Here is a 14179-nt window from a genome sequence, read left to right as displayed (position 1 = left end):
TAAAAGGAAAGGATGGGATGAGATGGGGAAATGGAACGAACAAGCTGCTCCTAATAACAATATGGCGTCTTCTGAAATCAAAAGCGCGTTTAAACATAGCAAGCACCAGCCAGAGTTTTCGGAAGAATTAGCGGATGGCGGCGAAAGAAATCGATATGCAGAAGAGCAAAAGCTGAAAAGATAAAGCTGCGGGAGCTTCGTTTGTGCCGTTTGAATAGATGGAAAGAGCACGCAGCAAGCCCTATTGCTTATAATAGGGCTTCGAACTGTAGACAAACTCAATGAAAATGGAAGTTTGTCCGCAGTCTTTTTTAGTTTTGCTCATGGATGGGCCTGTTGCTTTCCATTCCAGGCGCTTCGCTTTCCGCGGGGCGGGCGGTGAGCCTCCTCGGCGTCCAAGCGCCTGCGGGGTCTCACCTGTCCCGCAGATACCGCCGGAGTCTGCGCGCCTTCCATTTTAATCAACAGACTGTATAAAAGTTAGGGTAGATGCACAAAACGCTTGAGGGGAGGAAGGTGCTTCTGAAACACCATCTCATCCAGCGGGATCAAATAGATAGGGTCGCTCTAGACCAGCCTGTGCCAGGGGATCATCTGGCTCGTAAAATGGAGGCAGCGATTGGTTTTTTATTTATTTATGACTCGGTGGAAGAGTTGTACTCGGAAGTAGGACGCCCAAGTATTGATCCGGTTATTTTAATGAACCGGACATTTATTAGACTCCAATAGTAATGAAAAAAAGGCTTTGACCATCTTTTTTGATGGCCAGAGCCTCTTTTCTTCTGTTTAAATACGCAGCCTTGCACTTGGAGGCAGGATGGCCAATGGGGTAAAAATGTGGAGGTGTTCCAAGTTTTTGTTGGATCCTATTGTATAGATTTTCGCTAGGGCGTTCCGTTATAAAAAAATTATCTTTTTTTATAGTTGCTATTCATGGGCATTTGCAGTAATATACTCTATATGAAATGACCAAAACGTTCATTTGGTCAGAAATGGAGGCAGGAGATGGCAGTTGACCGCAAACAAGATATTATTGAAGCAGCTACCAAATCCTTTTCACTCTTTGGCTACAAGGCGACAACAATGGATCAGGTAGCCAAGCTGGCAAATGTCGGGAAAGGAACCATTTATACATTCTTTAAAAACAAGGAAGAGCTGTTTGATGAAATTATCCAGACGCTGATTGCTGAGATGAGGGAAGCGGCTGAAAAAGCAATTGATCCTTCTCTTACCTTTCATGAAAACGTCCATCGAGCCCTTTTTGAAATTTTGCAATTTAGAAGAAGGCATCAACTGACCATCAAGCTGTTTCAGGAAGGAAAAGAAATGGGAACGCCTGCTGTTCTTGATGTTATGGCAATGATGGAAGAGGCTGTTTTGTCTTTTATTAAAGAAAAAGTGCTGCTCGCTGTTCAAGCAGGAAAGATTAAACCGTGCAATCCGGAAGTGACAGCGTTTGTCATGTTTAAGCTTTATATTTCGCTGATTTTCGATTGGGAGCAAAGAGGGGCGCCGCTGAGCGAGGAAGAGATTTCCCGTTTATTTGAGCTTTACTTATTTGAGGGTTTATCCACATAAGGAAAATCCTTTTCTTTTGAATAAAAATGACCAGTTGAATAAAACAGTCATTAATTTTAATATGGAGGCAATTATGAAACAATCTATGCTGATAGCAGAGCTGAAAAATATTGCTAAAAACCGCATGTTGCTGATTTCGATGATAGCGATTGTACTTATTCCGCTGCTGTATGCGGGAATGCTTTTATGGGCTTTTTGGGATCCTTATTCCCATTTGGATAAATTGCCGGTAGCCGTCGTCAATAACGATGCCGGCGCTGATTTTGAAGGGGAAAACCTAGACATCGGCGATGAACTGGCGAAGGAACTGAAAAAAAGCGATGATTTTGATTTTTACATCGTTGATGAGAAAAAAGCGGAGAAAGGCATCGATAAGCAGGAATATTATATGCTGATTGAAATTCCGGCTAATTTCTCCGAAAATGCCACCACATTACTTGATGACAATCCACGTAAATTGGAGTTAAGATATGTCCCGAACGAAAGCTATAACTTCGTTTCCTCACAAATGGCCGGAACAGCTATGAAAGAAATCCGGGCATCCGTCCAAAAGAGTGTAACAGAGACTTACGCAGAAACAATGTTCGAGCAAATTAAAAAAATGGGCGAAGGGCTGACAACTGCCAGTGACGGAGCCGGAGACCTTGACGAGGGAGCGGGCAAGCTTTCCGATGGAGCCATCAAGCTTAAGGAAAATCTAGCTGCTCTTGCTGACAGCTCTGTACAGTTTTCTGAAGGCCTTTCAAAGGCTGGAGCGGGAACAACAGAACTGGCTGGCGGTGCTTCTAAACTAAGCTCAGGTCTGTCACAGCTTGGAGAAGGACAAAATAAGCTGACGGCGGGCAGCCAAGAGCTGCAAAAAGGAACGAATGAGCTGGCATCCGGTCTTTCGAGCCTGCAAAGCGGTCTTCATACCGTAGATGGAAAAATGACTGAACTGAATTCTGGAACTACGGAAATCAAGGAAGGCGTCCAGCAATTCCAAAGCAAGATTCCGGAGTTGGCCAAAAGCACAGAACAGCTGGCATCCGGTGCTGAACAGTTAAATAAGGGATTGGGGCAGTTTGAAGAGCAGCTCATTTCCGGAATGAATGAATCCATTAATCAGCAGATGGAGAAGTATATGCCGTTGCTGCAGCAAAAATTTTCTCCTGTGGAAATTGCGCTGATTAAGAAAAAAGTGGAGCAGCAACAGGCTCAAATGGCTGAGCAAATCCGCAGCAATGTTGGCAAGCTGGAGGAAGGAAGCAAGCAGCTGGCATCAGGCACGAAAGAGCTTAACAAGGCGATTAGCGGCCAGGTTGCGCCTAATATGCAATCATTAAATGAAGGTCTTGGAAAAGTCCAGACCGGGCAGCAAAAATTGCAGGAGGGTGTTCACGGATTGGCGAACGGCTCTGACCAGCTGGCTGCAGGGACCGGCAAGCTGCAAGCCGGTGAAAAAGAATTGACAGCCGGGATGAGCAAGCTGGGCGAAAAGCTTACCGAAGCACAAAGAGGTTCAGCTGAATTAGCCAGCGGAGCTGAAGCGTTAAGAAGCGGATTGAAAGAGTTAACGACCGGTTCAGGAAAGTTGACAGAAGGAGCCGGCAAGCTGGCCGACGGATCAAAAGAACTGGCAAGCGGTTCAAGCGAATTGAAAGAAGGCACGAAAGAACTGCATGACAAACTTGGAGAGGCTGCTGATAAGGCCAACGAGGTAAAGGCTACAGAAGACACGTACGATATGATGGCAGAGCCAGTAAAAGTAGATAAAGAAGTCAAGCATCACGTACCGAACTATGGCACAGGCATCGCTCCTTACTTTTTATCGCTCGGTTTATTTGTCGGCGCTCTTATGCTGACCATTGTCTTTCCGCTGAGAGAACCAGTGGAGCGGCCTGCGAGCGGATTCCGCTGGTTCCTTGGCAAGACAGGAGTGATGTTTATTGCCGGAATTGCACAGTCACTGCTTGTTTCAGCTATTCTGCTTCTTGGACTAAAAATGGAAGTAGAGAGCGTACCTTTATTTGTTTTCTCTGTGATCATTACCAGCTTGACGTTCATGGCCATTATTCAAATGCTTGTGACTATATGGGGAGATCCAGGGCGTTTCATCGCTGTCTTAATCTTAATCTTGCAATTAACAGCAAGTGCGGGAACCTTCCCGTTAGAATTAATACCGCAAGCGCTGCAGCCGTTTAATGCAGTACTGCCGATGGCCTATTCTGTCCGGGCATTTAAAGCTGTCATTTCAAGCGGCGACTTCCACTTTATGTGGAGCAACCAAATGATCCTTCTTCTCTTTGCGGCTGTATCATTGATCATTACCGCTATTTTCTTTAGGGGAATGTTTAAAAAGCAATATGGCCGAAAAGCAGCAGAGGAAGCAACCATTGTAGAATAATACAAGAAGAACCAGCTCAAGGCGAAGCTGGTTCTTCTTTTTTATATCAATATGGAATTGGAGCACGAAGTAAGAAGCAGCAGATTACAAATCTTGAATGTCTGTGCATTCATCGCATACATGGCCGTAGCACTCATGTTGTTCTTCAATATAGGAACCGCATTTCGCGCATTGTTTAGCCGGCAAGTTTTTGAAAAAGTCAACGATGTTTTTAACCATTAGTTGTAGCCTCCCTTATTTTTGTTATATAACTGATGTCTGATTTTTAATAATTGTATTATAACAGTTTTTGTGCGTCAACCCTTTTTGATTAAATTTTTTAAGAAGTCTAACAATTCCGGAAGTTGAACAGAAGCTCTTTCGGGAATACAATACATATGAACATAAAAAATAAAGAAACGGAAAGGAGTCTTTCCATGAACATGACTGTGATTGGCTGCTGGGGCGGCTATCCGAAAGTGAATGAAGCAAGCTCAGGCTATTTATTTGAAGAAGGTGGATTTAAGCTGCTCATTGATTGCGGCAGCGGGGTGCTCTCCCATCTGCAAAATCATATTCAGCCCGAGCAGCTGGACGCTGTTTTATTGTCACACTATCATCCTGACCATGTGGCGGATATCGGTGTTCTTCAGCATGCTCTCCTGATCAGCAAGCATTTAGGCAAGGAGGTTTCTCCATTGCCGATTTATGGCCACCAGGAGGATGAAGCGGGCTTTGCTGCTCTTACATACAAAGATCTAACGATAGGAAAAGCCTATCATCCAGATGAAAAGCTTATCATCGGTCCATTTACAGTGGAATTTCTGCGAACAGTTCATCCCGTCCCATGCTATGCTGTGAAAATTTCCAATCACCGCCAGTCTGTAGTGTATACAGCTGACTCTGCTTACCAGGAAGCATTCATTCCTTTTATTAAGGGAAGCAGTCTGCTTCTTTGCGAGAGTAATTTTTATAGCGGCATGGACGGACAGGCAGCGGGCCATATGACAAGCTCGGAGGCTGGGAAGCTTGCCCGGCAGGCAGGTGTCAATACACTTGTTCTAACTCACCTGCCGCATTTCGGAGAGCTTACACAGCTGAAGGCAGAAGCGGAAGCCGAGTTCGAAGGCACTGTGCTGCTGGCGAAAGAAGATTTAGAAATAGGACTATAACGGAGGATCGATTATGCTGTTTATTGATAATCAAGGAATCACTGACCCGCGGGTAAACTTGGCCATTGAGGAATACGCCGTCAAATATTTAGATATCAATGAATCTTATTTGCTTTTCTATATAAATGAGCCATCTATTATCATCGGAAAAAATCAAAATACGATTGAAGAAATTAACGTTGATTATGTTGAGGAGAAGGGCATTCATGTTGTCCGCCGGCTATCGGGCGGAGGAGCTGTTTACCACGATTTAGGGAATTTGAACTTCAGCTTTATTACCAAAGATGATGGAGACAGCTTTCACAACTTCAAAAAGTTTACCGGACCTGTCGTTGAGGCTCTCCATAAATTAGGCATTCAAGCAGAAATGAGCGGACGGAATGACATTCTTGCCAACGGGCTGAAGATTTCAGGGAATGCTCAATTCTCTACAAAAGGAAGAATGTTCAGCCACGGCACCTTAATGTTTCAAACTAATATGGATGATGTCGTAGCCGCCTTGAAGGTGAGAAAGGACAAAATCGAGTCAAAAGGAATTAAGTCTATCCGCAGCCGGGTCACGAACATTGCTGATTTGCTGGAAACTCCGATGACAATCGAAGAGTTTCGTCAATTCTTGCTGAAGAATATTTTTGCGGGAGAGGATGAAATCCCTGAATACCGTCTGGACGACAAAGATTGGAAAGTCATTGAACAAATCTCACAGGAGCGTTATAAAAGCTGGGACTGGAACTATGGAAAATCCCCGGCGTTTAACATTCAGCGTTCCCATCGCTTCCCGGTCGGCTTAATTGATGCCCGTCTCGACGTGAAAAACGGATTGATTAAAAGCTGTAAAATTTATGGCGACTTTTTTGGCGTGGGAGATGTAGAAGAAATCGAAAATGGGCTACAAGGTGTCAAATATGAAAAAAGTGCGATTAAACAGGCGCTTGCTTCATTAGATGTGCCTCATTACTTTGGAAAAGTGACAAAGGATGAGCTTGTCGACTTATTATATTAATATGCTGGAAACTGCCGTTTGCTATCGGCAGTTTTTTCTTTTCTTGCAGGCTGGAAAAAATTGAATTATAATGAATATTGAAAATTCAAATATGAATGACTATTCATTCACATTTTAAAAGGGGAGTGGATGAAATGAATCTTTCAGCAGCATTGGAACGTGCAGCGGCCAAACAAGGGGAGAAAGCGGCTTATTATTTTCTGAATGAAACCTCTACATATGAGGAGCTAAATAAAGCCGTTCACAAGTTCGCATCAGGTTTGAAGGCATTGGGGATTCAGAAGGGGGATCATATTGCTTTAATTGTCGGCAATTCTCCGGAATTTATTATCGGTCTCTACGGAGCATTGCGGGCGGGCGCTACAGTCATACCTGTCAATCCGCTTTATTCACCGGGAGAGATGAGCTACATTCTTCAAAATGGGGATGCCAAGGCGGTTATTATGCTGGATGTGCTAGTGCCGCTTGCCGATAAAATCGCTGAGGCCTTGCCATTTGTCGAGCACTATATTATTTGTGAGACAAAGGATGAGCGAACGAAAGAAGCCAGTCCAGAGCTGTTTTCGATTTGCAGGAAAATGAAAACGTTTTCCTCTGTTCTCGACAAGGGGCTTCCATCTTTTCAGCCTCCTGACGTTTCAGAGGAAGATACAGCTGTTATTTTGTACACATCCGGGACGACCGGGAAGCCGAAAGGAGCGATGCTCACTCATAAAAACTTATACTCAAATGCTCGCGATATCGGTTCTTATTTGCAATTTAGCGACAAAGACAGAATCATCACCGCCTTGCCTATGTTCCACGTTTTTTGCTTGAGTGTTTGCTTGAATGCTCCGCTGATTAGCGGGGCAACGATGATTATCTTTCCAAAGTTTAGCCCAAGAGCAGTATTTGCCCAGGCACGGCAGCACAAAGCCACTGTTTTTGCCGGCGTGCCAACTATGTACAATTTCCTCTATCAGTCAGATGAGGGACATCCTGAGGATTTTGCTTCTTTGCGTTTATGTATTTCGGGAGGCTCTTCTATGCCGGTCGCTCTTCTGGAAAATTTTGAAGAAAAGTTTCGTGTGAAAATTTCAGAAGGATATGGATTATCTGAGGCTAGTCCTGTAGCGGCGTTTAATCCGCTCGACCGCCCGCGGAAAGCTGGCTCTATTGGATGCTCCATTATGAATGTTGAAAACAAGGTGGTTAATGAACAGGGAGAAGAACTGCCTCCTGGAGAAGTGGGCGAATTAATTGTTCGGGGACCGAATGTAATGAAAGGATATTACAAGCAGCCTGAATATACGGCAGCTGCCCTGAAGAACGGCTGGCTATATACGGGAGATCTCGCCAGGAAGGATGAAGAAGGTTATTTTTACATCGTTGACCGCAAGAAGGATTTAATTATTGTTGGCGGCTACAATGTGTATCCGCGGGAGGTGGAGGAAGTATTATATAGCCATCCGTATGTGATTGAAGCGGCTGTGTTCGGCGTGCCCGATCCCGATTATGGGGAGGCGGTTCTTGCTTTTGTCGTTCCAAAAGATGAAAAGCTGACAAAAGAGGAGCTGCTTGACTATTGCCACAGCCGTCTGGCCGATTATAAATTGCCGGCGCAAGTTGAGTTTTTAGAAGAGCTCCCTAAAAATACAACAGGAAAAATTTTAAGAAGAGCTTTAAAGCAGCAAGTGCTGCAAAGGTGAAGATACAATAGGAGATATGGGCTTGGAGGCATGCAGATCAGGTGCGTTCAAGCCATTTTTTCTTGGGAAAGACACGAACAGGAGAAGCGGAAAATGAATAAGATAAAGCTCTTGTGGACAAATTTCTAGCATAGCCAATCGCTGCTTGTCATGATGAAAACTTGCAGGGACAATTCTGTTTTTCGGTTCTAACTGGACAGCTTATGCATTACATATAATAAAGGAGAAGGAAAGGAGTGAGGCGGACAGTGAAGAGGTGGGCCGTTTATGCTTTATTGGGATACGGATTGTTTGCGTTGGCCATTTACTACTATTTATATGGACTGGCATCCGGAGGGCTTCCTGAGATTTATAAAGGGACAAGCGCCGATCCCTCTGTTTTCTTAAGCGGGGCAGAACAGGCTCTTGCTCAAAAATATTCGACGATAAAAAATTTCCTATTCTTTATCAGTGTTCCATTTGAATGGCTCGTTTATTTATTTATTTTAGTTTTCGGCCTCTCAAGAAAGTTTGAAGAATGGTCGAAGGGAACGGTGCACTTTTCGTTTGGCCAAACGGCTATTTACTTGTTTTATCTATCTTTCCTTACATTTATGCTTGCATTCCCTCTTCAGTATATTAGTTATCATTATTCCAGGGTTTATAAAATTTCTGCCCAGACATTTCCGCAGTGGATGAAAAATGAGTTGATCGACTTCTGGGTTAGTTATGTCATTATGATTGTGCTTGTTTTTGTTCTATATGCGCTGATGAAAAGGTTTAAGAAAAAATGGTGGCTGGCGGCGTGGACTCTATTTGTGCCCTTTACGATTTTCATGATGTATGTTCAGCCTGTGGTGATTGATCCGCTCTATAATGATTTTTATCCGCTAAAGGATAAGAAGCTGGAGGCAAAGATCCTGACACTTGCTGATCAGGCAAATATACCGGCCGATCATGTATATGAGGTCAATAAATCGCAGGAAACAAATGCTTTGAATGCTTACGTTACAGGGATTGGAGAAAATGCCCGAATTGTTTTGTGGGACACCACATTGAATAAGCTGGATGACGATGAGGTGCTGTTCGTCATGGCCCATGAAATGGCCCATTATGTGAAGAAGCATATTTATATTGGTATCGGCAGCTATCTGGTTCTTGCCTTTTTTGGCTTTTGGCTCGCGGCCAAGTGGATGGAAAAACTGGTCAGAAAGCATGGTGAAGAGCTTCAAATCCAGGAGTTGTCCCAATTAAGGTCACTGCCCCTGCTTCTGCTCGTTCTTTCCATGATGGTGTTTGCTTCCAGCCCTTTTTCCAACGCTATTTCCCGCTTTGAAGAAAAGCAGGCGGATGCTTATGCCATTGAGATGACACAAAACAAAGAAGCGGCAATCAGCGCTTTCCAGAAATTAGCAAGGGAAGGGCTGTCAGAAGTAAAGCCGCCATGGCTTGTGAAAATATTCCGGTACAGTCATCCGGCCATGGCTGAACGTATTTATACGATTGAAACTTATCCGCTGCCGGATAAACAAGGAAAGAAAATAGAAGAGAACCGAGGAGTAAGCGCTCAAAAAAACAGGAACTAGCCCACAAATACATGGCGCCCCTTTTAAAGGGGTGCCATGTATTTGTTTTCTTTGAGTCAGCCTCCGATTCCTAACTTATCGCCATAAGGGGAATTTAATATGAAAGAGGAGAGCATAAAGAAGGATTAATTATTTTTAAATTGTTTCTCTAATTCGTTTAATTGCGCTGATAGTTCAATAAATGACTGGCGATTTCCTTCATCCAAGGACTGATCGATCGCTTTCATCAGCTTTTGTTTTTCTTGTTTGAACAAAATGTCATTAAGCAAATTGTCGATGTAAGCAGCAGTTGCATTTTTCACTTGTTCACGCGGCATCGGGGACTTCATCATTTCGGCAAAATAATTATTGTTTTCCATTTTCATCACCTCAGATACCTTTTTCTTATTATATGTGATACCCCGAAAGTAATCAACCAAAACTTTTAAAATATTTAGAAAATTATTTTTTAAGAGAATTACTTCAGCGGCTGCTTCTCTTTTGCTGCCAAGCCTCCTCAATGAAGCTGAGGCGCCAGTTATGGTAAAATAAGAAAAGCAAATATCAGCCGATACAAGGGGTATAACATGATGGATATAACGAGCCTGCGAGAATGGTTTACAATTGAAAATATAATGGATGTGATTCACAAATATGAATCCTTCGGGCCGATTCCCGGCTTTTTCCTCCCGTTAATCGAAGCCTTCCTTCCTTTTTTGCCTCTGTTTGTTTTTGTTATGGCAAATGCCAGTGCTTTCGGGCTTTGGTGGGGGTTCCTCTTATCGTGGGGAGGGTCTGTTACCGGTGCCTTTCTTGTGTTTTTATTTGTACGAAACTACGGACAGCGCAAAGTGCTATCTTTTCTGCATAAGCACTCTCAAGTACAAAGGCTAATGGATTGGGTAGACCGGCACGGCTTTGGGCCCGTTTTTTTGCTCTTATGCTTTCCGTTTACTCCTTCAGCTGTAGTCAATATTGTTGCAGGATTATCGAATATTAGCATCAGACAGTATTTGCTTGCAGTTATGGCGGGGAAAGTTGTAATGATTTTTTCGATCAGCTTTATCGGATACGATCTCTTTGCATTAATCAAGCAGCCGGTCCGCACCGCGATTCTCGGCGGCGTCATTTTTATTTTGTGGGCAGCCGGCAAGCAGGTGGAGAGATACTTCAATAAAAAAGAAGGAAAAGAAAGGGAAAGGGGATAAAAGAGCTGGTTAATCTGCTCTTTTTTTAATTTCCTTTTTATTCAAGGAAGATGACAGAACATATGATCTGTATTATGATGAAAGAATAACTTTGCAGCTGCGGACGACTTGTCTGAAATTTACTGGAGGGGAAAAGTTGTGTCTGTTCAATTTATCATTGGCCGGTCAGGTACCGGCAAAACGAAACAAATGCTTGAGACGATCAAAGGAAAAGTGATGGAAAAGCCGGCTGGCCATCCTATTATTTATCTTGTGCCGGAACAGATGACTTTCTTATCGGAATATACATTGGCCTCAGATCAAAAACTCGGCGGCATCATCCGAGCTCAAGTATATAGCTTTACGCGGCTTGCCTGGCGGGTGCTGCAGGAAACCGGGGGCATGAGCAGACGCCACATTTCCTCTTCCGGTTTAAACATGCTCATCCGAAAAATTATTGAGGACAAGAAAGAGGAATTAAAAATATTTGCTGGAGCAGCCGGAAAGAACGGATTTATCAGCCATGTGGAGAGCATGCTCACAGAATTTAAACGGTATTGCGTGACTCCGGAGGAATTAGCGGCAAAGCAGGAGGAGCTGGAGCGCAACGGAGGAGCCAAAGCGCTGAAAGATAAGCTCCACGACTTGCAAGCAATCTACAGTGATTTTGAAGAAGCGCTCATCGGCAAGTATGTTGATTCGGAGGATTATTTGCGTCTCTTGTCGGAAGCGGCTTCTGCGTCCGATTATATAAAGAAGGCAGAGGTATACGTTGATGGTTTTCACAGCTTTACTCCGCAGGAATATACGGTTCTCCTGCAGCTGATGAAACAGGCAAAGAAAGTAACGATTGCGCTAACAACTGATGCTCCGTTCCGTTTGGCTCCGCCTGAGGACACCCATTTATTCCGCCTGACCGGTGATACCTACTTCAATGTATATAATTTAGCTATCGAAAACGGTATTCAAGTGGAAAAGGATATGGTGTTGACGGCAGGAAAACGGCATAAAGAAGAGAGCCTAGCCCATTTAGAGGCATATTTTGACCGCCGGCCGCCTGTTCCATTTGAACCATCCAATAATCTTTGTCTGATTAGAGCGGCGAGCAGAAGAGCGGAAATTGAGGGGACAGCCCGGGAAATCCGGAGGCTTGCCCGCGAGCAAGGCCTGCGCTTTAAGCAAATGGCTGTACTTGTCCGGAATGGCAAAGATTATCAGCAATTAGTGGAAACGATTTTCCGTGATTATGAGATTCCTTTTTTCATTGATCAAAAGCGTCCGATGATGAATCATCCGCTTATTGAACTCATTCGCGCCACTCTCGAAGTAATTAATAGCAACTGGCGGTATGAATCAGTATTTCGCGCAGTAAAAACGGATTTATTGTTTCCTGTAGATGCCAACTGGCAGGTGCTGCGTGAGAAAGCAGACCGGCTGGAAAACTATGTGCTTGCTTACGGAGTGAAGGGAGACCGCTGGACGGAAAAAGAGGATTGGAGCTATCGCCGTTTTAGAGGGCTGGAACAAGTGAACAAGGTGCAGACAGATGAAGAGAAGGCAACGGAGGCCGAGTTAAATGAAGTGAGAAAACTCTTGTCTGAACCCATTTCCCGGCTTTCGCGCAGGCTGAAGAAGGCAAAGACCGGCAAGGAATACGGTGAAGCTCTTTATTTGTATTTGGAGGAACTCCGGATTCCGGAAAAGCTGGAAACCTTTAGTATGGAAGCGGAAAGCAAAGGGGACTTGATAACAGCGAGGGAGCACAATCAGGCATGGAATGCAGTAATGGAAATGATTGATCAGTACGTAGAGGTGCTGGGCGACGAGAAAACGACGCTGAAGGATTTTTCTGTCATTGTGGATGCCGGACTGGAAGCGATGGAATTTGCTATTGTGCCGCCGGCTGCTGATCAAGTGACAGTGGCAAATTTGGAGCTGTCCCGCCTTGGCGAGATCGAAGCGGCTTTTGTTATTGGGATCAATGATGGCGTGCTGCCTGCCCGGCAAATGGAGGCCGGCATCTTGGCTGATGAAGACCGCGAGCGGCTGCTGGCAGGCGGAATGAAGCTTGCACTTAGCAGCCGGAGAAAAATGCTTGATGAAGAATTTACAGCTTACCGGGCATTTACTGTTTCAGCGAGACAGCTGTATCTTTCTTACCCTATTGCCGATGACGAAGGGAAGACGCTGCTGCCGTCTTTCTTTATTAAACGAATCAAGGAATTATTTCCAGCAATGAAAGAAAAATTGCTTGTCAATGAACCATCGGAGCTGGACGAAGGGGAGCAGCTTCAATACGTTTGCCATCCCAATCCGACTCTGTCTTATTTAACCTCCCAGCTGCAATCCAAACGGCTTCATTATCCGATGTACGATTTTTGGTGGGATGTTTACAACTTCTATATAGATGATCCGAAGCAGAGGGAAAAAGCGAAACAGGTGCTGTCCAGCCTGTTTTACAGAAACGATACAGAGCAGCTTGATGAAACCACCAGCACGGAGTTATATGGGGAAGAAATATTGGCTAGCGTGACAAGAATGGAGATGTTTAACCGTTGCCCATTCTCTCATTTTGCCCAGCACGGCTTAAAGCTCAGAGAACGGGATATTTTCCGGCTCCAAGCGCCTGATATCGGCAATTTGTTTCATGGCGCTTTGAAATGGATTGCTGATGAAGTGACGCGGCAAGGGTTAAATTGGGCACAGCTTTCAAAAGCGCAATGCCAGAAATTAGCAAGCGAGGCGGTTAAGCAGCTGGCACCGCAATTGCAAAATCAAATTTTGTTAAGCTCTAACCGTCATCTTTATTTGACAAGGAAGCTGGAGCAAATCATTGGACGGGCTTCCTATGCGCTGAGCGGGCAAGCGAAAGCGAGCGGATTTTCGCCTGTCGGTCTGGAGCTTGGCTTCGGTCCCGGAGAAAAGCTGCCGCCTTTGGCTTTTACATTGAAGAACGGCACGAAAATGGCGCTGGCCGGCCGCATTGACCGGGTGGATCAGGCTAAGGGCGAGGATGGCATTTACTTGCGCGTCATTGATTATAAGTCGAGCGGGCGCGATTTGGATCTGACGGAGGTTTATTACGGAATTGCCCTGCAGATGCTGACCTATTTGGATATTGTATGGACTTATTCCCCGGAGCTGGTCGGAACAGAGGCTCATCCGGCAGGAGTGCTGTACTTTCATGTGCACAATCCTTTTATCAGCAGCAAAAAGCTATTAACCTTGGAAGAGATTGAGCGGGAATTATTTAAGAAGTTTAAGATGAGCGGCCTGATCCTCGGGGAAGAAGAATCGCTTCAGCTGATGGATGCCAATATTGGAGAAGGGGCATCTCCTATTATTCCTGTTTCTTACACGAAAAGCGGAAAGCTGGATAAAAGATTTTCTAAAACAGCGGACAGAAGGGTGTTTGACGGGATGAGGCAGCATGTGCGGCGGCTATATCAGCAGTCAGGTGATGAAATTGTCAGCGGTAAAGTGACTATCGATCCTTACCAATATAAAGACAGTACGCCATGCAACTTTTGTTCATACCGCCCGGTTTGCCAGTTTGATGAGACCCTTGAAGAGAATAACTACCGGCTGATCATGCCGAAAAAAGATATTTTGGAAGATTTAAAGGAAGGGGGCAGCTAACAT

At 44.6% G+C, this 14179-nt stretch carries 11 protein-coding genes and 1 pseudogene; 10 read left to right on the top strand and 2 right to left on the bottom strand.

The features are described 5' to 3' along the window. The first annotated feature begins 22 nt into the window (after window positions 1–22). From B1A98_RS20500 to B1A98_RS12800, 4 genes and pseudogenes are all read left to right on the top strand, one after another. On the top strand, window positions 23–184 hold the full coding sequence (locus tag B1A98_RS20500) for a hypothetical protein (RefSeq protein WP_169713114.1): 162 nt from the start codon (window positions 23–25) through the stop codon (window positions 182–184). Between the two features lie 332 nt (window positions 185–516). Then, window positions 517–720, top strand: a pseudogene (locus tag B1A98_RS12810) (transposase); the annotation flags it as partial. Between the two features lie 285 nt (window positions 721–1005). Next, on the top strand, window positions 1006–1578 hold the full coding sequence (locus B1A98_RS12805; protein WP_041099163.1) for a TetR/AcrR family transcriptional regulator: 573 nt from the start codon (window positions 1006–1008) through the stop codon (window positions 1576–1578). A gap of 73 nt (window positions 1579–1651) precedes the next feature. Further along, window positions 1652–3964, top strand: coding sequence for a YhgE/Pip domain-containing protein (locus B1A98_RS12800; protein WP_063383960.1), 2313 nt, complete (start codon window positions 1652–1654; stop codon window positions 3962–3964). A gap of 84 nt (window positions 3965–4048) precedes the next feature. On the opposite strand, the gene yhfH is transcribed toward B1A98_RS12800, so the two are convergent. Beyond that, complete coding sequence (gene yhfH, locus B1A98_RS12795; protein WP_065410836.1) at window positions 4049–4183, bottom strand: protein YhfH; 135 nt, start codon at window positions 4181–4183, stop codon at window positions 4049–4051. A 197-nt stretch (window positions 4184–4380) separates the two neighbouring features. Between yhfH and B1A98_RS12790 the strand changes: the two genes are divergently transcribed. The 4 genes from B1A98_RS12790 to B1A98_RS12775 all read left to right on the top strand — a co-directional run bounded on the left by B1A98_RS12790 (window position 4381) and on the right by B1A98_RS12775 (window position 9371). Further along, window positions 4381–5115 (top strand): MBL fold metallo-hydrolase, encoded by a 735-nt coding sequence (locus B1A98_RS12790; protein ID WP_063383906.1) that lies wholly within the window; start codon window positions 4381–4383, stop codon window positions 5113–5115. Between the two features lie 13 nt (window positions 5116–5128). After that, window positions 5129–6118: a lipoate--protein ligase gene (locus B1A98_RS12785; protein ID WP_063383907.1), complete on the top strand. Its 990-nt coding sequence runs from the start codon at window positions 5129–5131 to the stop codon at window positions 6116–6118. Window positions 6119–6252: 134 nt separating this feature from the next. Next, complete coding sequence (locus tag B1A98_RS12780; protein ID WP_063383908.1) at window positions 6253–7806, top strand: fatty acid--CoA ligase family protein; 1554 nt, start codon at window positions 6253–6255, stop codon at window positions 7804–7806. Window positions 7807–8054: 248 nt separating this feature from the next. Beyond that, window positions 8055–9371 (top strand): M48 family metallopeptidase, encoded by a 1317-nt coding sequence (locus B1A98_RS12775; protein ID WP_063383961.1) that lies wholly within the window; start codon window positions 8055–8057, stop codon window positions 9369–9371. Between the two features lie 125 nt (window positions 9372–9496). Here B1A98_RS12775 and B1A98_RS20205 read toward each other — a convergent pair whose 3' ends face one another. Then, window positions 9497–9730, bottom strand: a complete 234-nt coding sequence (locus B1A98_RS20205) for an IDEAL domain-containing protein (RefSeq protein WP_041100226.1) — start codon at window positions 9728–9730, stop codon at window positions 9497–9499. A 210-nt stretch (window positions 9731–9940) separates the two neighbouring features. Here B1A98_RS20205 and B1A98_RS12765 point away from each other — a divergent pair, with 210 nt between their 5' ends. Together B1A98_RS12765 and addB are read left to right on the top strand one after the other, a co-directional pair. Further along, the gene (locus tag B1A98_RS12765) at window positions 9941–10558 is read left to right on the top strand and encodes a TVP38/TMEM64 family protein (protein WP_041099171.1); all 618 of its coding nucleotides are present in this window, start codon (window positions 9941–9943) and stop codon (window positions 10556–10558) included. Between the two features lie 138 nt (window positions 10559–10696). Then, entirely contained in the window at window positions 10697–14176 is a 3480-nt protein-coding gene (gene addB / locus B1A98_RS12760) for a helicase-exonuclease AddAB subunit AddB (protein WP_063383909.1), read from the top strand. Window positions 14177–14179: the final 3 nt, after the last annotated feature.

The organism is Pseudobacillus badius (assembly GCF_002189605.1).
Classification (GTDB): Bacteria; Bacillota; Bacilli; order Bacillales; family Domibacillaceae; genus Pseudobacillus; species Pseudobacillus badius.
The sequence above is the reverse complement of the archived record's forward strand: the minus strand, read 5'-3'. Positions and strand labels throughout refer to the sequence as shown.